Below are 19,989 nucleotides of genomic sequence, written 5' to 3' on the forward strand. Positions count from 1 at the left end.
GTAGATCCTTGTGCCATCATTGTCGAAATCGACGGATTCGACCAGGCGGTCCCCTGCTTTGTTGCCCGAGACCAGCTTCATTTTTTGCGCCCCCTCGGGCCACGTGACGACCAGCATGTCGTTGCGTCCCTTCAGCAAACCGACGAAAAGACCATCGCAAGGAACGTGAAGCACGCTCGTCGAAGGATATTCTCGCGCCTCGAATACCAGATCGTCCCCGATAAAACCTGGCACTACGCCATATTCAATCGTACTGATCAGACTTATTCCTTTCATAGCCTTGGCGGGCTCAATCGCGACAATCTCCCTCCCACCGAACGAGAACACGGCACCACAACTTGACGGCTCATCCCAATGGACCCGGATCGCCGGGACATGATTTTCTCTGGTCGCTGGCCGTGAATGCTTATGCTCCGCCGTCTCCTGGTGGTGCGAGGACCCTGGCAGCGCGCCGTTCCCGACTGTCCCCTTCCACGCTCGCCGCTCTTAAATCGCTGGAGGCGCTGCAGAAAGACGCAATCACGAAGAACAAAACTCTTCTGCAAAAAACCAAGCCGCCGGCCAAGACCAAGACAAAAGCACCGGCTAAACCCAAAGACAAATAGACAGCCAGACCGTAGCCAGCAACGCCGGCTATAACAAAAACTCTCCTCCAAAACAAAGCCGCCGGGTTTCTCCGGCGGCTTCTTTGTGGTTAGAGATTTGCTTAGTTGTTGTACAGGATCACGCCTTCGGTTTTTTCCTGGCCGTCGCCCACTTGGCGATAGAACAGGCTGTCGCCTTCCAGGTAGACCTCAATGAACGCCGGACGCGTGGTGATGGTGCCCTGGATCAGCGCCTCAGACAGCGGGTCTTCAATGTACCGCTGCAAGGCCCGGCGCAGAGGACGCGCGCCATAGCTGCGGTCACTGAGCGTCTTGTCCAGGATCCATTTCTTGGCCTCTTCGTTCACGGTGATGGTGATGTGCCGCTGCGCCAGGTTTCCATTGAGCTGCTGTACCAGCAGTTCCAGGATCTGGATCAGGTCGCCATCCGCCAGGGCGTTGAAGATGATGACTTCATCCAGACGATTCAGGAACTCCGGATTGAAGGTCTTCTTCACTTCCTGTTTGACCAGGTCTTCAACTTTCTCATTGACCATCTCTTCTTTGTCCATGGAGAAGCCAAGACCTTTGCGCTTCATCAAATGGCGCGCGCCGATGTTCGAGGTCATCACGATGATGATGTTCTTGAAGTCCACCGTGTTGCCCAGTCCATCGGTGAGCTGGCCGTCTTCCAGCACTTGCAGCAGGATGTTGAACACGTCCGGGTGCGCTTTCTCGATTTCATCCAGCAGGACCACGGAGTAGGGCGAGCGCTTCACGCGTTCGGTCAACTGGCCGCCTTCTTCGTAGCCCACGTATCCCGGAGGCGAACCGATCAGCTTGCTGACCGAGTGCTTCTCCATGAATTCCGACATATCGAAGCGGATCAGCGACTTCTCGCTGCCGAACAGGAACTGCGCCAGGGTGCGCGCGACTTCCGTCTTGCCCACGCCCGTGGGTCCCAGGAACAGGAACGAGCCAATCGGGCGGTTGGGCGACTTCAAGCCGGCGCGCGAGCGGCGGATGGAGCGGGCCAGGGCGCTGATGGCCTTGTCCTGCGAGATCACGCGCTTGTGCAGCTCTTCTTCCACGCGCAGCAGCTTTTGCGTTTCTTCTTCCTTGATGGAGGTCACGGGCACGCCGGTCCAGCGGCTCACCACTTCCTCAATGTCCTCGCGGTTGACAACGCCCGTGGCCGACTCATCCAGGTGATATTTTTCGCGCAGGGCGCGCAGGTTCTCGCGCTCTTTGCGCTCCTCGTCCGAGTAGAAGCGCGCCTTTTCGAACTCGTGGTTCGCAATGGCGTTCTCCATCCGGTGGACGATGAACTTGATCCGCTTCTGCACTTCCGTGAGCTCTTCCGGCAGCGAAGTCTGGCGCAGCTTCACGCGCGCCCCGGCTTCGTCCATCAGGTCAATGGCTTTGTCCGGCAGGAAGCGGTCCGGGATGTAGCGGTTGGAGTGATACACGGCGAACTCAATGGCGTCGTCGGTGTAGGTGACCGCATGGAACTTCTCATAACGTTCCTTGATCCCGTAAATGATCTTGACGGCCTCGGCCTCGTTCGGAGGCGGAACTTTCACCGCCTGGAAGCGACGTTCCAGCGACCGGTCTTTTTCAATGGACTTGCGGTATTCGCCCGGCGTGGTGGCGCCGATGCACTGAATTTCGCCGCGCGAAAGCGCCGGCTTAAGGATGTTGGCCGCGTCCAGCGAGCCTTCGGCCGATCCGGCCCCCACCAGAGTATGCAGCTCATCAATAAAGATGATGCTGTTCTGGTTCTCCATCAGTTCTTTCATGATGGTCTTGAGCCGCTCTTCGAATTGTCCGCGGTATTTGGTTCCGGCCACGATCAGCGAGAGATCGAGCCCGAGAATTCTCTTGTCCGCCAGGAAGGACGGTACTTCGCCATCGGCGATGCGCTGGGCCAGGCCTTCAACGATCGCCGTCTTGCCTACGCCCGGTTCGCCGATCAGCACGGGATTGTTCTTGGTGCGCCGGCACAGGATTTGGACCACACGCTCCACTTCGCCCTCACGGCCGACGAGCGGGTCCAACTGGCTGTCCATGGCGGCCTGCGTCAGGTCGCGGGAAAATTCCGCCAGCAAAGATGATTCGCGCGATTGTCCGCGCTGGGGCTGGGCTTTTTCCTGGGTGCTGCGCGCCAGTTCCTCGCGGATGGCGCTCAAGCGGAGTCCACGCTCGTGCAGGATCTCGGCGGCAAAGCACTTTTCTTCCCGCAGCAATCCCAGCAGCAGGTGTTCCGTGCCGATATGCTTGTGGCTGAGGCGCTCCGCCTCTTCCGCCGCATAGGCCAGGACCCGCTTGCACTCGTTGCTCAAAGGAAGATCAACGGACGTGGAGACCTTCTCCCGGATCGTGGTATGCCCTTCAATCTGCTTGCGGATTGATTCCACCGATGCGTGGGAGCGCAGAAAACGGTTCGTCAGAGCTTTATCTTCGCGCAGCAGACCCAGCAGCAGGTGTTCCGTCTCAATGTACGGAGAACCGAACTGGCTGGCCTCATACCGGGCAAAAAATATGACGCGCCGGGCTTTTTCTGTGTACCGCTCGAACATGTTCCCTCACCCCAGATGCCCCCGGTCACCTCTGCCTGAAGCATCTCTCTCTTCCCCCGGTACGAACCCCCGTACTCCCAGGAAGAAGCTTTCCGTCCGGACCTTGTCCCCCGTCACGGGGAGTATTGCAGGCCGGACAAACTTTCCTTGTCTGCCACTCTTTCTGCTCGGCAGACTAAACCTTAAATCTCGTCCTCTCGCCCTATCTTAATTCTTTAGCAGCGTTCTTCAAGCAGAACCGGGCGACACCTCCTCGACCCGGCCCTGATGCATCTTTAGTACACGGTCGCACCGGTGGGCGAACTCGAGGTTGTGGGTGACGATGAGGGAAGTGAGCCTGTACTCGCGATGCAACCGTTGCAGCAGACCGAAGACCAACTCGGCCGTGCGATTGTCCAGATCACCCGTGGGCTCATCGGCCATCAAAAGCTTGGGTCCCGTTACCAGGGCCCTGGCCAAAGCCACCCGTTGCTGCTCGCCTCCGGAGAGTTCCCCGGCTCGATGATGGCTGCGGCTTTCCAGTCCGACTTCGCGCATCCATCCACCGGCGGTTTCCATCGCCTTACGGTACCCGGTGCCTCTCATTAGAAGCGGCATAGCAACATTCTCCTGCGCCGTAAATTCCGGCAACAGGTAGTGAAACTGCCAAACAAAACCGAGCTCGCGGTTGCGAAAATCTGCCGCCGCATCTTCGCTCAGCTTCGTCACTGGAATCTGGGCGCAGTATACGTCACCGGCAGAAGCACGATCAAGAGTCCCTAAGATATGCAAAAGGCTACTCTTACCCGCGCCGGATTCGCCCACGATGGCAAGCATTTCCCCCTTCCTCACCTGGAAGGACAAGTTTTCAAAGAGCACCAAATCCGTCTGTCCGGACTTGTAAACCTTCTTAAGTCCATCAACGCGAACCATTTCGGGCTGATGTTCCATTAGATGCACCGCCTTGCCTGATTGGTGCAATCGGTAGCTAACTGTTGCACTTTCATTGCCGTTCGGCCAATGAAAGTGCGTGTATAGTATGAACCCTGAGTGTGGGTGCTAGACTCCATTATTTCCTGTACAAGTATCCTCAAGATTTCATTAATTTCCCTAATTCTTGATAAGACTGCGGAACGCGAATACGCAAGTCTGCGTTCTTGTGTGCCTGGCGCGCAATAGGGTTGATTACTCATAGCGTAATGCTTCCGCGGGCAAAACGCGCGCCGCTGACCAGGAGGGATATAGTGTGGCAACAAAGGACACCAGCAGCGCCACCGCCGCCACCAGCAGCCCGTGCGTCCATTGCGGCGCAAACGGCACATGGTTAATGGAATAGACTTCCGGGTTGAGGGGAATAAACCGGTATTTGGCCCCCGCCAACGACACGGCATACCCCACGATCAGCCCCAGCGCCGTCCCAATCAGTCCAATCAGCACGCCTTGCACAATGAAGATGCCTCGCACCTGCTGGCGCCGCGCCCCCATAGACATTAAAACCGCGATGTCCTTGGTTTTTTCCATCACCATCATGATCAGCGAGATCAGAATGTTCAGGGCTGCGACAAAAACGATCAGTCCGATGACCAGAAATGTCACAATCCCCTCCAACCGCAGGGCGCGAAACAGCGCGCGGTTTTGCTCCATCCAGTTAGTGGCCATAAAACGCGGGCCGGCAACGCTTTGTAGTTCTTCGCCCACTGAGGCCGCTTTATACAGGTCGTCAATCTTGAACTCAATGACAGATATCACATCGCCCAGACCCCACAGCCGTTGCGCGTCCGCCAGACGAATGAATCCCCACGTATTGTCATAGTTGTAGAAGCCGGAACTGAAGATCCCCACCACTTTGAACTTCTGATACTTGGGCACCGTGCCAAATGGCGTGAGCTCGCCTTCCGGACTGATGACCTGAATGATGGAGCCCACGGTGGCCCCAATGGTCTCAGCCAAATCTTTACCTAGCACGATGGGCGGGAGTTCTTTGGGGACGATGCTGCAATTATTGTCATCTTTTGGACAAGGCGGCGGACCTGGGGCAGGATTGAGCGGCTCGGCTGAGCCGATTTTTACCGATTTCAGTAGCTCGCTCACCCGATTTTCATATTCCGGGATTACACCCTTTAGAATCATCCCCGACGCATGCGCCCCGCGGCTGGCCAGAACTTCTTCGTATAGCGCGGGCGACGCCGCCACCACATGCGGCTGCTTCTCCATTTTGGCCATAACTTGCTGCCAATCCGTGATGCCGGGAGAAGACTTGGCTCCTTGCAGGCCGACATGCGCGGTGGAGCCGAGCAACTGGTTTTGCATGTCACGCTGGAAGCCGCCGTTGATGGAGAGCGCAACGATCAGGCTGGCCACGCCCGCCGCCACGCCCACGATGGAAATCGCCGTGATCACGCCGATCACCGCCTGACGGCGCTTGGCCCGCAGGTAACGCGCGGCGACAAACACTTCAAATTTCATGCGCCAGCCCCGTTGCCCTGCGGCGTATTTCGCCGGTGGAAGCCCGGCAGTGCGAACAGTGGCACGCGCGTCTGGTACTCGCGATAGCGCGCACCGAACCTGGCCAGCAGCTCGCGTTCTTCCATGGCAATCATCGCGGGAAAAGTAATCGCCAGGCTGATCGCCAGCAAAACAAAGTTGACGGTTAGCCCGCTGCCGAGCGTCCAGGCAGCGAAGTTGGACAGATGGGCGAGGTAAATCGGATGGCGCATGGAGGCGTGCAGCCCGGTGGTGACCAGTTCCTGCTCGTGCTCTTGCGGGCGCAATTCGGCCTCGCCGGACAGCTTGTGTCCGCCGAACTCAGAAAAAATCCGTGCGTAGGTGCGCACTCCGATCACAAAGAGAAGAAGCGCGGGAAGCCACATCCATGGAGTGGAATAGAGTCGCAGCCCATGCCAGGGCCAGGTGATCCAGCCTTCGGCGGCGACAATGGCCGCCCAGATGGGCAGCAGCGCCAGGTAAGGAGACCGTTTCATCTTCCGCCAGCGCGCGGCCAAGGGATGGATGGCGAACCAGAACAGCGGAATGCTGCTGTACACAACTCCCACCAACCAGGGGATGAGAAGCAGCTTGGCCTCCATGAGAGTGATTGTAACAGTCCGTTTGTGTCAATCTCCAATTCCCGCGTTGCGGCAAAGCCATGTGCGAATACAAATCGCGTAACGAGTGAGAAAGAGTCGAAGAGCCCATGGTCCAGCGCCGGAGGCGCGGTCACAGGTTAGCCCACCGTGAGGCGAGCGCAGCGAAGCCGGAACGGTGGGGACGGTGCGCAAAATCCACGAGCCCCGGAGGGGCGACACTAGCTAGCGCTGGTATTTAGAATAAATTCCGACCGTTCATGCTTTCTAAAGCCAAGGCAAAAAAGCAAAAATCAATTCACAAGCAGCCCCTCATCCGCTGCGTGATCTTCGACCTGGATGACACGCTCTACGACTGCCTGGGGCAGCGCGTGCGTCCGGCGCACCGCTACGCCGCGCGAGCCATGGTTAAGGCCGGAGTCTTCAAAGCGCAAACCAAGGCCACCGTGGACGCCGTGTACCGCGCGCGCCTCCAGGCCTTTCATCACGACCCCATGCTGAAACACATTGATGCGGAAGTCTGCCGCAAGTTCGGCGCCGCCGATCCAGAGGCCGTCAGCAAGGCGGCGCGCGACGCCTACTTTAACTGTCCCGTCGGCAAGCTGACTCTTTTCCGGGGAACTCTGCCTCTCCTTCGCATGTTGCACGCTCGCGGGGTGCGCGTCTTCGTAGTCAGCTTCGGCGAGCCCAAGACGCAGAAGGCAAAAGTGAAGGCCCTGGGACTTGACGGCCATCCCGCCATTGACAAGATTTTTTACGCCGACCGCGACAAGCTCATGACCAAAGAGGCGGCGTTCCAAATCATCCAGCAGGAGCTGGACCTGCCGGCGAAACAGGTGCTGATCGTCGGCGACCGCGCCAGCAGCGAAATCCGCGCCGGCAACGAACTCGGTATGCACACCGTACGCATCCGCCGCGGCGAGTTTGCGGCGCAGGATGAGCAAGGGCCGGACGAGCAACCGGACTACGTGGTGCGAAACATTTCAGAGGTAAGAAAGCTGCCGTTTGTGTGGGCTGACCGCGACAAAGTCCACCACGGAGGCACGGAGACACGGAGGAAATCAGGCAAGTAACAAATTAGGAGCACAAACAGTTTTCTTTTTTCCCTGCAGGTGTCAATCTAAAACTAGCAGATCGAGTGAACCCAACCCTCCCCCGCTTTTCTCCGTGCCTCCGTGTCTCCGTGGTGAGATGTCTCACCGCACCACGGTCTTGGCCGTCGCCACGTTGTCATAGCGGTCATAGACCCGCACCACGACGACATGCTCAGTCGAAGATGACGCCGCACTTTTTCCGGCAGGCTTCTTTGGTTCAGGCTGAGAATCCGCGGGCAACGCAATCCTGAAATCGTAGTTTTCGGTCTTGGCGTCAGAAATCTGGCCCACCGGCTCCAGATACTGCCAGTCGCCGGCATCCACCGAGTATTCGGCGCGTTTGATGGGAGAGAAATCGTCGATGGCGTGGAAGGTCACATGCAGCCCCGCGGCCTCGGCGCGGCCTGAGAGTCCTTCGATGCGCGGAGCGGTGTTGTCCACCTCAAAGCGCAGGCTCAGCTTTTCGTCGCTGAGGGCTTCGTCCGGCGTGTGTGACGGCGCATCGCTGGCCACCACCTTGAGCATGTAGCCGCCGTCGGGGAGCAGCCCGGAATCAAAGGAATAGAACTTGTCGATGATGCCGGACTTCAGCAACTTCCAATCGCGTTCGTTGTCGCCGCGATAGTAGACGGAAAAAACCAGGTTGTCGTCATTGTCGTCGTGAGCGCCCCAACGCGCGGCCACGTAGGAGCGGTCCCGGCTGGCCTGCACGGGAACTTCCATTTTGGGCATGGGCATCTGTGGCTGCGAGCCCAAATTGATGGTCACCACGTCCGGCTGGACCATGTGCGGCTGCGCCACAATGCGCGCTCCCGTCTGCACCGCGATCTCTTCCACCACCGGCGCCACGTTCTTGGGAAGATAGTTGACGCTGACTTCGTCAATCTCCGTGGACGGGCTGGCCGGCTTGAGCACGGCGCGCCATTGCACGAAGCGCGCCGCGGGAACTTCCAGGCGCGCGTCTTTGCCCAGGTCAATTCGCGTCCAGGCGCTCCAGTTGTGGTCGGGATTGTCCACGTTGCCGCTGCGGGCAAACAGCTCAAAGCTGCCGCGCCCGCGGACCTCCGCGCGTCCCCAGCGGGAAAAGATTTTTGCGTCCTGGACGTCGCTTTCAAACGAGCCTTCACTCTCCGTCTGGCTGCTCAGCAAAAAGATCTTCCCCAGGTTGCTGCTGGAGCAATACAGGGCGCCGTTGGCGGCGTGCGCGAACCCCGTCACTTGGTTGGCGCTGGCCTTGATGAGATCAGTGAACTGGCCGTTCTTCTCGATGGAAAAAATTCTTCCTTTGTTTCCGGTGCCGGCGATCAAGCGCCCGGCAGAATCAAAGTCCAGCGCGTAGACAATGTCTTCCTTGGACGACCAAAGCTTTTTGGGCGAGCCGTCCGGCGCGATCATGAAAATGTCGGAACCGCTCAGATTCAAATTGCCGACAAACGGCATGGCCGTGGGCGGAGGAGCGCCCGGCGCCATCAGCATCTGAGGTTGTAACGGCATAACGCCCGCCGGCGGCCCAGCGCGCCGTTCGCCCGTGCCTGCGGCATAGATATTTCCCACCGCATCCACCGCCAGCGCGGTGATCTCCTTGCGCGGGGCAGCATAGAGCGCGAATCCCTCGCCCGCGGGTGTGATGCGGTAGATCAGCGCGTTGCCGTCCGAACCTGCGATCAAGTTGCCTTTGGGGTCAAAGGCCAGCGCGCGGATGTGCGCTTCATCAGACTTGAAGAACACCGCGCCTTGCCCGCTTTTTTCCCCTCGCCCGCTGGTCTCTACGCGAAAGATTTCACCGTTCTCGCCCGTCGCCACGTAGAGCCGTCCTTGGCCGTCCAGGGCCAAGGCCCATATGTATTTGGTCTTGGGGTCGAAGAACTCGGCTGAAGTCCATTCAGAGGCTGCCGCCTGCGCTGGTTTGGCCGCCGCGCGGGTGATTTTGTACACCTTGCCGTCGGGCGCGGTGGCGGCATAGATGGCGCCGTCGCCGGCCAGGGCCAGGGCCTGGACCTGCAATTCCTTGGCTTCAAAGATCACGGCAGCTTTGCCGTCGGGCGTGATGCGATAGACGCGGGCCTGAGCTCCCGTGGCCGCGTACACCGCGCCGTCTTTGTCCGCGACGATGTTCCAAATGTAGGTGGAAGGGCTGGTATAAATCGTTTTGAACGCCGGGGCCAGCTCCAGGTAGCCGTCGCTGCGGATGGCCACGCTGCGCGAGGTGCCGCGTTCAAAATCTTCGTAACCGGTTTCTTTCCACTGGCGCGTGCCTTGGGACCACGCCGAACCGGCGCACAAAAGGACAAAGAGAGCAGAGCAGACTGGTTTCATCACGGTTCCAAGATTAACAGCTCAGCGCTATTGGATGGCGCCGCGGACCAAGAACGGCTATTTGATAGTCAGGGTGATTACCTGGGCGCCGCTTACCACGTAACCCACCGGCGTAGAAGACTCACGCACCGCGGATTCGGCGAACACCATCATCTCCTGCGTGGCCCGCATCCCGTCCATCACGTTCATCACGGAAAGCGGCATGGCCGGCATCACTTTGTCTTCCACCGTGGCTTGCGGGCTGGCTTCCAGCAAAGAAACGTAGAGCCGGTCATTGCGATGCTCGTTGTTGAGCTGTTCGATGGTGGAGTTCAAGTCCAAACGCTTGGCGAATGCCGGGAAGGCCCGGCGTGAGCGTTCCAGAGTGTCAGCGTCGCTCACCAGGATGCGCAGCGTGCCTTTGGGCAACGAAGCCGGCAGGTGCACCGGAATGCGGCGGACAATGCGCTCGCCGCGGTAAGGACGCAGCACAGCTTCAATGGTGATTTCGTCTCCAGCCCGCGCTTCAGTCAGATCAGTGCGGGCAATTTCCAGCACGGCGGAACGGCGGTCATGCTCCAGGCTAAAATCCAATGACACGCCGCCGACTTTCGGCGCCTGGAACGGGTTGTCATAGATCCGTCCAAAGCGCTCGCCCAGGGCCATGGCCACGGCGAAGGCCGTCGGCATGTTGTCTGCGGGAGAAAACAAGTTGGCCAGGCGAACGTCCGGATACCCGGTCACATGGATGCTTCCGTTCATGCGATAAGTGGTTTCTTCGCTGTACTGGTTCATGCCCATTAGCGAGTTATAAACCGTGGCCATCATCATGAGCGGTGTCAGCCGCGCACTGTTGAGCACTTCATAGTGGAATTCCTTGGCGCCGCTATCGCCGTGGATGGTGAGGGTGATGGGGATCATCTGCGCGTCGCGATGAAAGCGCCCCAGGATTCCTGTCCGGCGGTCTTGCACAAACGCGCCTACCGGCTCGGTGGTATTGATGATCTTGAACGAACCCAGCGGCGTGGCCAGGGTAGTGATCACGCTGGCTTTGGTCATGGGCATTTCCACCATGCCATATTGCGTAATGGGATGGCCGCAGGCCAGGAGATGCTCGGCGTCCATGTAAGTGACGGTGCAGGTGGCCGATACGTCCATGTCGCCTTTGACCAGGACCGCGCTCACGGCGGAACCGGCTTCCATGGGTTCCGGCTGCTTTTCATTGCTGGCCGAACCCGCGCCCATCACTGGGACCACTCCCGCCGCGGCGAACTGGGGCGCAAACAGCTTGATGGTGGCTTCGTCGAACCCGTTGAACACGATCGGCGCGCCAATCGGCTGGAGGATTTGCGCGTAGCTCTGCAAGTCGTATCCGCCGCTGCCGCCCGCGGAGACGGCGCTCGGGCTGCCGGCCTTCTTCGTGTTGTCCGGCCGCGGGGCTGAACCTGCGGGTGGAATGCTCCGGTCAAATTCGTTGATCTCCAGCATCTGCTGGATGGGCGTAACCCCGGCGATAGGCTCCTTGCTGAAGGTCCCCATCCGGTAGGCGATGGCCCCCAGCAGCTTGCCATCAATGTAAACCGGGCTGCCGCTCATCCCCGAAACTACTCCGGTGTATTCGGGTTTCTCTCCATGCAGGCGCACCAGCACCACGTCATTCTTGGGGCCGTTCATGTTGCGGAGCAGACCCAAAACCTCCACGTCCATGGCCTCCGGGCGCACGCCTTCAAACACCGTGTACGCCACGCCTTTCATGCCGGGACGGACTTCATCCACGGTCATGAACTTGATTTGGCTGGTTGGAATCTTGCCGGCGGCGCTGGCGTTGGGGGCGGTTTGGGGCGATGCCAGGCCGGAAAAGACGAAGAGAGCGACGAGTAACACAACAGCTTTTTTCATACGCCTTTTTTCTTACAACTTGACGGCTACACTCATTCCCGCGGACCCCAGTACAGACACTTCTCTGAGCTCGCAAAAAGGGCTTCTGACAAGTTGCGTTCGTGCATCTATACTAATGTACAAATCCTAAAAAAGGCACCTGGAAATGCACCCGATATCTGCCATTAAAACGCTTAGTTCCCTCAAGACCGTCCCCCGCTGGGCAGCCTTGCTCGTCATCACGATCGCTCTTTGCCTGGCCTTGCCTGCGGCGCTTGTTGCGCAGAGCCAGCCGTCGCAATCGCCCAGCCCCACCCCGTCCCCCACCCCGGCGAAACAAACCGGCAGCGGAGAGGCCGGAGGTCCGCAGGGCGATATTGGCCCCATCGCCATTCCCAAGAAAAAAGACGAGCCGCCCAAGAAAGAGGAAGCTCCCAAGGGCCCCAAGAAGATTGAGGGGATGCCCGAATTTACCCTGCGGGCCAGTGCCGCTCTGGTGACCCTGGATGTGGGCGTGCTGACCAAAGACGGCATATTCGTCCCGGGACTCAAGCAGCAGAATTTCCGCGTGCTGGAAGACGGCGTACCGCAGACCATCACCAGCTTTGGCCAGACCCAGGCGCCCATCACCGCGGTGATGCTGGTGGAGTTCTCCAAGAACTTCTACGCTTTTGCCGCCGACTCCATCTACGCGTCCGCGACCTTCGCCCAAACCATGAAGAAAGAAGACTGGATTGCGCTGATTACCTACGATATTCGCCCGCACATCCTGGCCGACTTTACCCAGGACAAGCGCGACATCTACGAAGGGCTGCGCAGCCTGCAGTTCGCCATGTCGGCGGAGAGCAATCTTTTCGACGCGCTCTATGACACCATTGACCGGCTGGAAGGCGTGGAAGGCCGCAAATATATCATTCTGATTTCCAGCGGACGCGACACCTTCAGCAAAAGGACCCTGGACCAGATGCTCAAGAAGATCCAAGGGACCAAAGACATTGCCATCTATACCGTCAGCACCGGCCAGGCCCTGCGCAATTATGCTGAGACCCATGGGCTCATGAGCTACCTGTGCGGCATCACCACCTTCAACTGCAACATGGAGTTTCTCCAGGCTGATAATCAGCTCAAAAGCTTCGCCAAGATGACCGGTGGCCGGTACTACCAGCCTCTATTTTCCGCCCAGTTTAGGGAAGCCTTCGGTGATATGGCAGAAGCCATCCGCAACCAGTACGCCATCGCCTATCACCCGAGCAACTCAGCGCAAGATGGGGCCTTCCGGAAAATCAAAGTCGAACTGGTGGGCCCGGACGGCAGTCCGCTGAAAATGCGCGACCAAAAAGGCAAAGACGTGAAGTACCAGGTGATCGCGCGCGACGGCTATAAAGCCAAGAGGGAAGTGGAGTAAGGCAGATTGGTAATTGGGTAATTTGGTAATTGAAAAACGGACCGCGTTGTCCTCGGCGGTCTTGATGGCTCCTGGCGCCCCGCTTGTGAAGATCAAGTTGGGGAGCGCTCAATTACCAACTTACCAATTTATTCATTTACCCAATTTCATTAGTGGAAGAAATGCTGAAGTAGCAAGAACATTCCTACCCCCGCAAAGACCGCCAGCGCCACCAGGGTGCCGGGTTCGCGGTTGACTTCCGGAATCAGGTCAGAAGCCGCCACGTAAAGCGTTACTCCGGCGGAGAGGGGCAGCCCGGCGCGGAGTGATCGGGTAAAGACGGTGACCGTCAACACCCCAAGGAAAGTCGCAACACCCAGCATCGCCGACGCCAGCCACGCCACTCGCTTGCTGTGACCGCCGGCCAGCATGATGGAAGACGCGGTAAATCCCTCGGGAATCTTGTGCAGCAGCACCGCCAGGGAGATGACCCAGCCCAGCCAGCTTGACACGAGAAATCCTGAGGCGATGGCGATACCGTCAAAGAAAGTGTGGATCACCAGCCCGAAAATCACCGAGTACACGCGGTGGCCGTCAGAGAATTCTTCCTTGTGGGTCTCTTCGCCAAAATGGAAGTGCGCGGTGACGGTGTGCTCGAAAAAGTGGACGATGAAATAGCCCGCCAGCAGCAGCAGCGGCGCGCTGGGTCCGGAGACGCGAATGCTCTCCGGCAACATCTCCAGCAGCGACGTGCTCAGCATGAAGCCCGCGCCCACCGCGATGAAATATCGCAGATACCGCTGGTCCCAGTCTTTCTGGACAATCACCGCCCCGCCAAAGGCGTTGGCGGCGGCGGCCAGCAGTCCCAGCAAGATGCTTGTCGTAATGGAGCCCATGAAAAGTTGTTTGCCCGATTCGCCCCTGAGAATTACCCGCTGTGGCGGATGTGCATGACGTCTCCGTCCTGCACGATGTATTCCTTGCCTTCCAGACGCAACAAACCTTTGGCGCGCGCGTTGGCTTCTGACCCGGACTCCAGCAGCTTGTCCCAATGAATGGTTTCGGCGCGGATGAAATGCTTCTCTAAATCAGAGTGGATGGCCCCGGCTGCGGCCTGCGCGCGGGAATTCTTCGGCACCGTCCAGGCGCGGCATTCGTCTTCGCCGATAGTGAAAAAGGAAATCACGCCCAGCAGTTCGTACGTCTTGCGGATCAGGCGGGTGAGGCCGCTCTCCTTCAGGCCATAACTGGCCAGGAATTCCTGCGATTCTTCGTCGCTCATCTCCGCTAGGTCGGCCTCTACGCGCCCGCAGATGGCGGTGGCGCCGGCGTTCTTGCGCGCCGCGATTTCCGCCAGCTTGTATTTCTCCACGGCCTGTTCCAGGTCGGCGCCCAGGTTGGGCGACTCATTGATGTTGAGCACGTACAGGATGGGCTTCTGGCTCAGGAACATGAAGCCGCGGATGCGTTTCTCATCGTCTGCCGCGAGTTCCATTTCGCGCAGCGGCAGCTCTTTCTCCAGATGTTCCTTGCAGCGCTTGATGAGATCAAACTCGCGCTCCAACTCCGGGTTCTTCATCTTTTTCAGGTCTTTTTCCAAACGCTCCTGGCGTTTTTCCACCTGGCCCAGGTCGCTGACGATCAGGTCGAAGTCCACGCTCTTGGCGTCGCGTAACGGATCAATCTCGCCGACGTGGGCGATGGCTGGATTGTCAAAGGCGCGCAGCACGTGGGCCAGCGCGTCTACTGTCCGGAGGTTGGTGAGGAAGGCGGTTTCCTTCAGCGCTTCCTGGCCAATGGCCGCCACGTCCACGTATTCCACGGTGGCGTGCGTCAGCTTCTTGGGGTTGTACTGCGCCGCCAAGCGGTCCAGACGGTCGTCTGGAACCTTGGCGATCCCCAGGTGAGCTTCCCGCGGGTTGGCGAAGCTTCGGCCTGAAATATCAGCCTTGGTCAGGATTTTGAACAGAGAGGTCTTGCCCACCTGGGGCAGCCCGATGATGCCTGTCTTCATTTTGTCCTGTCGCTGCGCTCCAAACCGCCAGCGGTTCTCATCGTTGTTAGCTCTATCCAGCGCCTGATGCAGCGGGCTCGGCGCGTGGTCGGCCTCGCCCTTAAATATCTAGGAATGGTGCCCTCTCGCTGCGCTCCAAACCGCCAGCGGGTGCCGTACTTGTAAGCTCCATCCCGCGCCTGATGCAGCGGGCTCGGTGCGTGGTCGGCCTCGCCCTTATTTTAAAGGCCAATTGGCAATGAGCCGTTAGCGATCAGCTTCTGGGTACGATCCAAAATTGTAACAGGAGAAGAAGGCTAACCTGTGATAGGGCAAGGGAAAGCGGAGTTTGATAGAGGTCGAAACGTACAAGGTCAGCAGGTAGAGCTGGCAGTGGATTTACTTGAATCTTCGCGCCGTGAGAACTACTACCGCCAATCCTAAGAAGAACACGCCGCCTTCGCTCCGGGTGGACCAGACATGAAGCCGGTTGAACTCCACGCGTCGCGGGTCGGATGGAGAGATGTTGTCAATCACGCCCATATCTTTTCTCAGCGCGGCCATGCGCGGGGTGATCACGAAAAGCGAGATCAACGTCAGCGCCAGCATCAACACGGCCAGGATGTGAACGCCGGAAACGGCGCGGAACGGCGCGTGCTGCATCCGGTTGTGAAGCAGCGAGCAAAGCAGGAAGACCAGCCCGCAGGCGATTCCCATCCAGTGCAGGCGGTTCAGGCTGGGATTCACCACGTTCCCGGCGAGCTCGCGCGAGGGAAGAACGGAAAAGACCGTGGGCGCCAGGACGAAAGAGAAGAAGATGATCCCGCCGATCCAGGTAATCAGCGCCAGCAGCATCAAGGTCCGTAGCCAGCTCATACCGGCACGTGGACGCTCTGCACAATGTCCTTGATGATGATCTCGGACTGCTCGGACTTTCGCAGCGTGGAAGAGTAGCGGGCGTTGACCACCACGCGATGGGAGAATACCGGCACAGCCAGCGATTTGAAGTCCGCCGGCGTGGCGAATTTGCGTCCATCCAAATAGGCCATGGCCTGGGCGGCGCGAAACAACATGAGCGCGCCGCGGGGCGAAACGCCCAGCGCCAAAGATTCCGATTCGCGCGTGCGCTTCACGATTTGCAGCGCGTAGTCCACCAGAGAATCGTCCACTTTGACATGGGTGGCCTCGTTCTGCATGGATATCACGTCCTCACCGCTGGCCACCGGCTTCACGTCGTCCAGGCGCGCGGCGCCGACTTCAGAACGCAGGATCTCGCGCTCACTGGAAGCTTCCGGATAACCCATGCGCACGCGAAGCAGGAAGCGGTCCAGTTGCGACTCAGGAAGCGGATACGTGCCGTGGTGTTCCACCGGGTTCTGCGTCGCCACCACGATGAAGGGCTGCGGCAGCGGATGAGAGTGGCCGTCCATGGTGACCTGGCCTTCGTTCATGGCTTCCAGCAACGCCGACTGCGTCTTGGGCGTGGTGCGGTTGATCTCATCGGCCAGCAGGATGTTGGTGAACACCGGGCCGGGCTTGAATTCAAATTGCTGCTCCACCGCGGAATAGATCGATATGCCCAGAACGTCAGAGGGCAGCATGTCAGAGGTGAACTGGAGGCGCTGGAAGGTGCAGTCCAGGGCCCGCGCCAGCGCGTGCGCCAGCGTGGTTTTGCCTACACCGGGCACACCTTCAATCAGCAGGTGTCCGCGCGCCAGCAGCGCGACCAGCGCCAGGCGGACGACTTCGTCATTGCCGCGGATGATGCTGCGCAGAGACTGCTCAATCGCTGTGGCGCGAGTGCCGGGAGAGGTCTGAATCTGAGTTGGAGCCATGGGCTTGGATTCTATTGTATAGCCGCTGGCAACCCCTGGGGGCTCAACGGTCTTCGTGAACGGTATCATTTCTTTGAACGCTGCTGCTTACTATGCTTGCACAGGTTCGTTCTTCTCAAGTTACTCAAGGCGTTGCGTCCGGTTCCGAAAGTAACCAGAAGCTGGCTTTTGGCTATTGGCGATTGGCCTTAGGCAAGAGTTGCGCAAGCAAGATCAAGATCGCATCTCGGCGCGCCGGATGTTTGTCGAACTGACGCTTCTATTTCCGCGGCGAAACCTGGTTCAGATTCCTCGGCGCTCTCTGCGCTGAAAGCTCTTTTTTGCAAGAGATTCCCCGCTGCCTAGGCGACCAGTCGAGACCGTGCCTCGCTGGGATGCTCCATTCTGCATAGGGGACCCACCGCGTGCCTTACCAGAATTTTACATGGCTGGAACGAACTTCTTGTGTACTTAAGAAACAACAGCTTACCGTCGCTTGGAATGATCGCCGGAGCCCCATCTGATAGTTAAAGTAAATATTATCAATAACTTAAGACATTTCTAAACATTAGAAATTTTAATCCAAATCTAATATTTATCTAATGTAGGGCCATTTAAGCTGCCAGCGGCTTAACTTTCGCTGAGCGATGCTTGCAAGGTTTTTTGTGAGTTTCGTTGAGCCTAACGCGATGTTCTTCCGGCCTTTTCTCCGCTAAGCGAGCCGACAAGCGGAATCCGCAGGGCTATTCACGCCTTAGCCAGGAAGAATCCCTTCGGAAATTTCCAGACCAAAAACGAACCGATAGGAGCGCAGCTATGAGTATTTTTTATCTTCCCAAAGACGCGTCCAAGGCGCGACTGAGGGAAGCGGAGAACGCAAAGAGGAATCGGGCCGAAATCCTGAAGGCCTACTCGCAAGGCAAGGTCACCCGTAGAGAACTCGTAAAGTGGGGCCTCTTCACAACCGCAGGGGCTATTGCTCCCATTCATGGACTCAGTCCTTTCGTCAGCAAAGCCGACGGACAGGTGGTCACCCCCCTCACACCAGGAGGACTTAATCCGGGCAGCGGCATTCCCACTGGTTTTGCACCGAGCCCGACGTTCGGCGTTCAACCGTTCAGCACGCCGATGCCGCGGTTTGACCTGATTCCCCGCGGAAATAATCCACTGGGTGGAGACCTTACGCCGGTTCCCACCGCGCAGGCCAACCAGACCCAGCAGCCCGTTCCAGCGGTTCTGGGCGGCGGCACAGGCCCCATTGAAGGCCGTCCGCCGGGAGACATTTGGGCGCACCAGCAGTTCAATCTGTTCCCGCCCAAGGTTTCCGTCGAGATGTCCCAGGCGCAGGCCCAGACCAACACCGTTTACAACCCTGGTGTGGCTTCCCAGTTCAACTCAGGGATTGACCCCACGCAGCCCTTGCCGTGTAAGTTCCATCCCGGCTTTCCGACGCAAGACCCCAATTCGGTTTGGACCTTCAATGGAACCATTCCGCCCAAGTTGGTTGTTGCCCGTTACATGGAGCCGCTCCTGTTCCGCCATCACAACCAGTTGCCGGCTGACGTGACGCAGAACAACGGTTTCGGTCGAAACACCATCTCCACCCACGAGCACAACGGCCACCACGGCGCGGAGAATGACGGCTTTACCGGCGCGTTCTTCTTCCCAGGTCAGTTCTACGACTATCACTGGCCTGTAGTGCTGGCTGGTCTCCGCTCCGTCAACACTGACGCTACCGACATCCGCGCTTCGAGCCCGGACGGCAGCGGCGGCCTCACCAAGATTCCTGGTGACTGGCACGAAACCATGTCCACGCACTGGTTCCACGATCACATGTTCAGCTTCACTTCGCAGAACGTGTACAAGGGCAACGCTGCCATGTTCAACATCTACAGCGGCCTGGATCGTGGCAACGAGTCCATCAATGATGGCGTCAACCTGCGTCTGCCCTCGGGCACGGCGAAGGACTGGGGCAACCTGGAATATGACGTCAACCTAATGTTCAACGAGAAGGCCTTCGATGCCAACGGCCAGCTTGAAATGGACATCTTCCAGTTTGACGGATTCCTGGGCGACTTGATGTGCGTGAACCTCACGTACAAGCCGTTCTTTGAAGTGGAGCGCCGCAAGTACCGCTTCCGCATCTTGAACGCCAGCGTTTCCCGCTTCTTCAAGTATGGGCTGTCTGACGGTTCCACGATGATCCAGATCGGGAACGACGGCAACCTTCTGCCTCAACCGGTGGTGCAAGCCCTCTCGGACGAGCAGGGCATTGCCGAGCGCTACGACTGGGTCATTGACTTCTCCCGCTACAAAGTTGGAGACAAAGTCTGGATGGTCAACGTGTGCGAACACAAGGACGGCAAGAAACCCAACCAGGACCTGACTCTGGCCCAGGCGCTTTCTGGCCAGTCCAGCGATCCTTGCGTTGGCAAGTTCCTGGAGTTCCGCATCGTGCGCAACCCGTCCCAGCCTGACCATAGCCAGGTGCCGGCGGTCCTCATTCCCAACCCGGATCTGTCCAACATTCCGGTTTCGCGGACGCGGACGTTCCTGTTCGGCAGTGGCGCTTCACAACCCCTGCCCCCGGGCGACCCCGCGGCCTACTTCACCGGCGCTGGCGGACAGACTGGCCCATGGGGTGTGGCGACCGACAACGGCCCGATGCTGAACGCCAGCTTCGGTCGCGTCTCGGCAGCCCCGAGCTACGGCAGCCGCGAGGTGTGGACCCTGGTCAACGGTGGCGGTGGCTGGGATCACCCGATCCACATCCACTTTGAAGAAGGCCAGATCCTGGCCCGCAACGGTAGCGCTTCCAACGTTCCGGCGTGGGAAAAGGGCCGCAAAGACGTGTATCGCCTGCGTCCGGGCGGCAGCGTGACCTTGACCATGCAGTTCCGTGATTGGGGCGGCATGTTCATGGAGCACTGCCACAACACCGTGCATGAAGACAATGCCATGCTGGTTCGTTGGGAAATCGACAACGGAGGCGCGCCATTCCTGCGGCCGCTGCCGACGCCGATCCCGACCCCGCAAGGCGTCAGCTTCGTTCCACCGGACGACATCGCTCCCACCGCCTTCTAACCGGAAGGCTGTGGCTTAACAACTGGCCGGCGAGCCGCCCGCCCCAACGCGCTCAAATGCGCAGTGGGCAGGTGGTTCGCCGGTCCAAAATTTTGGCTGCGCTCCGACTCATTTTCGTGGAGAGAATCTTCGCGAGAAGATTTCTCTCCCAGTCGGGCGCTTATTTTTTTGTGATGGACCAAACCGCGCTGAGTGCGCGCAGAATGGCTGTTTCCCGGTTGC

Annotated in this window: 14 protein-coding genes; 3 read left to right on the forward strand and 11 right to left on the reverse strand. The window is 58.8% G+C overall.

Annotated features, from left to right (window positions below; translation table 11 throughout):
- The 5 genes from LAO20_14600 to LAO20_14620 form a co-directional block, all read right to left on the reverse strand.
- Positions 1 to 327: hypothetical protein (locus tag LAO20_14600; GenBank protein ID MBZ5532659.1), on the reverse strand; the 327-nt coding region annotated here is incomplete at its 3' end.
- 379 nt (positions 328 to 706) lie between these two features.
- A complete protein-coding gene (locus tag LAO20_14605; protein MBZ5532660.1) occupies positions 707 to 3,163 on the reverse strand; it encodes an ATP-dependent Clp protease ATP-binding subunit in 2,457 nt (818 codons plus the stop codon).
- Positions 3,164 to 3,391: 228 nt separating this feature from the next.
- The gene (locus LAO20_14610; protein MBZ5532661.1) at positions 3,392 to 4,093 is read right to left on the reverse strand and encodes an ABC transporter ATP-binding protein; all 702 of its coding nucleotides are present in this window, start codon (positions 4,091 to 4,093) and stop codon (positions 3,392 to 3,394) included.
- A gap of 234 nt (positions 4,094 to 4,327) precedes the next feature.
- On the reverse strand, positions 4,328 to 5,608 hold the full coding sequence (locus tag LAO20_14615; protein MBZ5532662.1) for an ABC transporter permease: 1,281 nt from the start codon (positions 5,606 to 5,608) through the stop codon (positions 4,328 to 4,330).
- Positions 5,605 to 6,228, reverse strand: coding sequence for an isoprenylcysteine carboxylmethyltransferase family protein (locus tag LAO20_14620; GenBank protein MBZ5532663.1), 624 nt, complete (start codon positions 6,226 to 6,228; stop codon positions 5,605 to 5,607). The genes LAO20_14615 and LAO20_14620 overlap by 4 nt, the downstream gene beginning before the upstream one ends.
- Positions 6,229 to 6,485: 257 nt before the next feature.
- Between LAO20_14620 and LAO20_14625 the strand changes: the two genes are divergently transcribed.
- The gene (locus LAO20_14625) at positions 6,486 to 7,298 is read left to right on the forward strand and encodes an HAD family hydrolase (protein MBZ5532664.1); all 813 of its coding nucleotides are present in this window, start codon (positions 6,486 to 6,488) and stop codon (positions 7,296 to 7,298) included.
- A 123-nt stretch (positions 7,299 to 7,421) separates the two neighbouring features.
- On the opposite strand, the gene LAO20_14630 is transcribed toward LAO20_14625, so the two are convergent.
- Together LAO20_14630 and LAO20_14635 are read right to left on the reverse strand one after the other, a co-directional pair.
- Positions 7,422 to 9,635, reverse strand: coding sequence for a hypothetical protein (locus LAO20_14630; protein MBZ5532665.1), 2,214 nt, complete (start codon positions 9,633 to 9,635; stop codon positions 7,422 to 7,424).
- A 57-nt stretch (positions 9,636 to 9,692) separates the two neighbouring features.
- Positions 9,693 to 11,513, reverse strand: coding sequence for a SpoIVB peptidase S55 (locus LAO20_14635; protein ID MBZ5532666.1), 1,821 nt, complete (start codon positions 11,511 to 11,513; stop codon positions 9,693 to 9,695).
- Positions 11,514 to 11,658: 145 nt separating this feature from the next.
- Here LAO20_14635 and LAO20_14640 point away from each other — a divergent pair, with 145 nt between their 5' ends.
- Positions 11,659 to 12,897 carry a VWA domain-containing protein gene (locus LAO20_14640; GenBank protein MBZ5532667.1) on the forward strand — a complete coding sequence of 413 codons (1,239 nt, stop codon included), beginning with the start codon at positions 11,659 to 11,661 and terminating at the stop codon, positions 12,895 to 12,897.
- A 149-nt stretch (positions 12,898 to 13,046) separates the two neighbouring features.
- Here LAO20_14640 and LAO20_14645 read toward each other — a convergent pair whose 3' ends face one another.
- From LAO20_14645 to LAO20_14660, 4 genes are all read right to left on the reverse strand, one after another.
- The gene (locus LAO20_14645) at positions 13,047 to 13,772 is read right to left on the reverse strand and encodes a ZIP family metal transporter (protein ID MBZ5532668.1); all 726 of its coding nucleotides are present in this window, start codon (positions 13,770 to 13,772) and stop codon (positions 13,047 to 13,049) included.
- 32 nt (positions 13,773 to 13,804) lie between these two features.
- Positions 13,805 to 14,890, reverse strand: coding sequence for a redox-regulated ATPase YchF (gene ychF / locus LAO20_14650; GenBank protein ID MBZ5532669.1), 1,086 nt, complete (start codon positions 14,888 to 14,890; stop codon positions 13,805 to 13,807).
- Positions 14,891 to 15,268: 378 nt separating this feature from the next.
- Positions 15,269 to 15,745 (reverse strand): DUF4149 domain-containing protein, encoded by a 477-nt coding sequence (locus LAO20_14655; GenBank protein MBZ5532670.1) that lies wholly within the window; start codon positions 15,743 to 15,745, stop codon positions 15,269 to 15,271.
- Positions 15,742 to 16,704 carry a MoxR family ATPase gene (locus tag LAO20_14660; GenBank protein ID MBZ5532671.1) on the reverse strand — a complete coding sequence of 321 codons (963 nt, stop codon included), beginning with the start codon at positions 16,702 to 16,704 and terminating at the stop codon, positions 15,742 to 15,744. Before LAO20_14660 ends, LAO20_14655 begins: the two co-directional genes overlap by 4 nt.
- Positions 16,705 to 17,499: 795 nt before the next feature.
- Here LAO20_14660 and LAO20_14665 point away from each other — a divergent pair.
- Positions 17,500 to 19,767, forward strand: coding sequence for a multicopper oxidase domain-containing protein (locus tag LAO20_14665; protein MBZ5532672.1), 2,268 nt, complete (start codon positions 17,500 to 17,502; stop codon positions 19,765 to 19,767).
- Positions 19,768 to 19,989: the final 222 nt, after the last annotated feature.

The sequence above is a fragment of the Terriglobia bacterium genome (genome assembly GCA_020072815.1).
Lineage (GTDB): Bacteria > Acidobacteriota > Terriglobia > Terriglobales > Acidobacteriaceae > Angelobacter.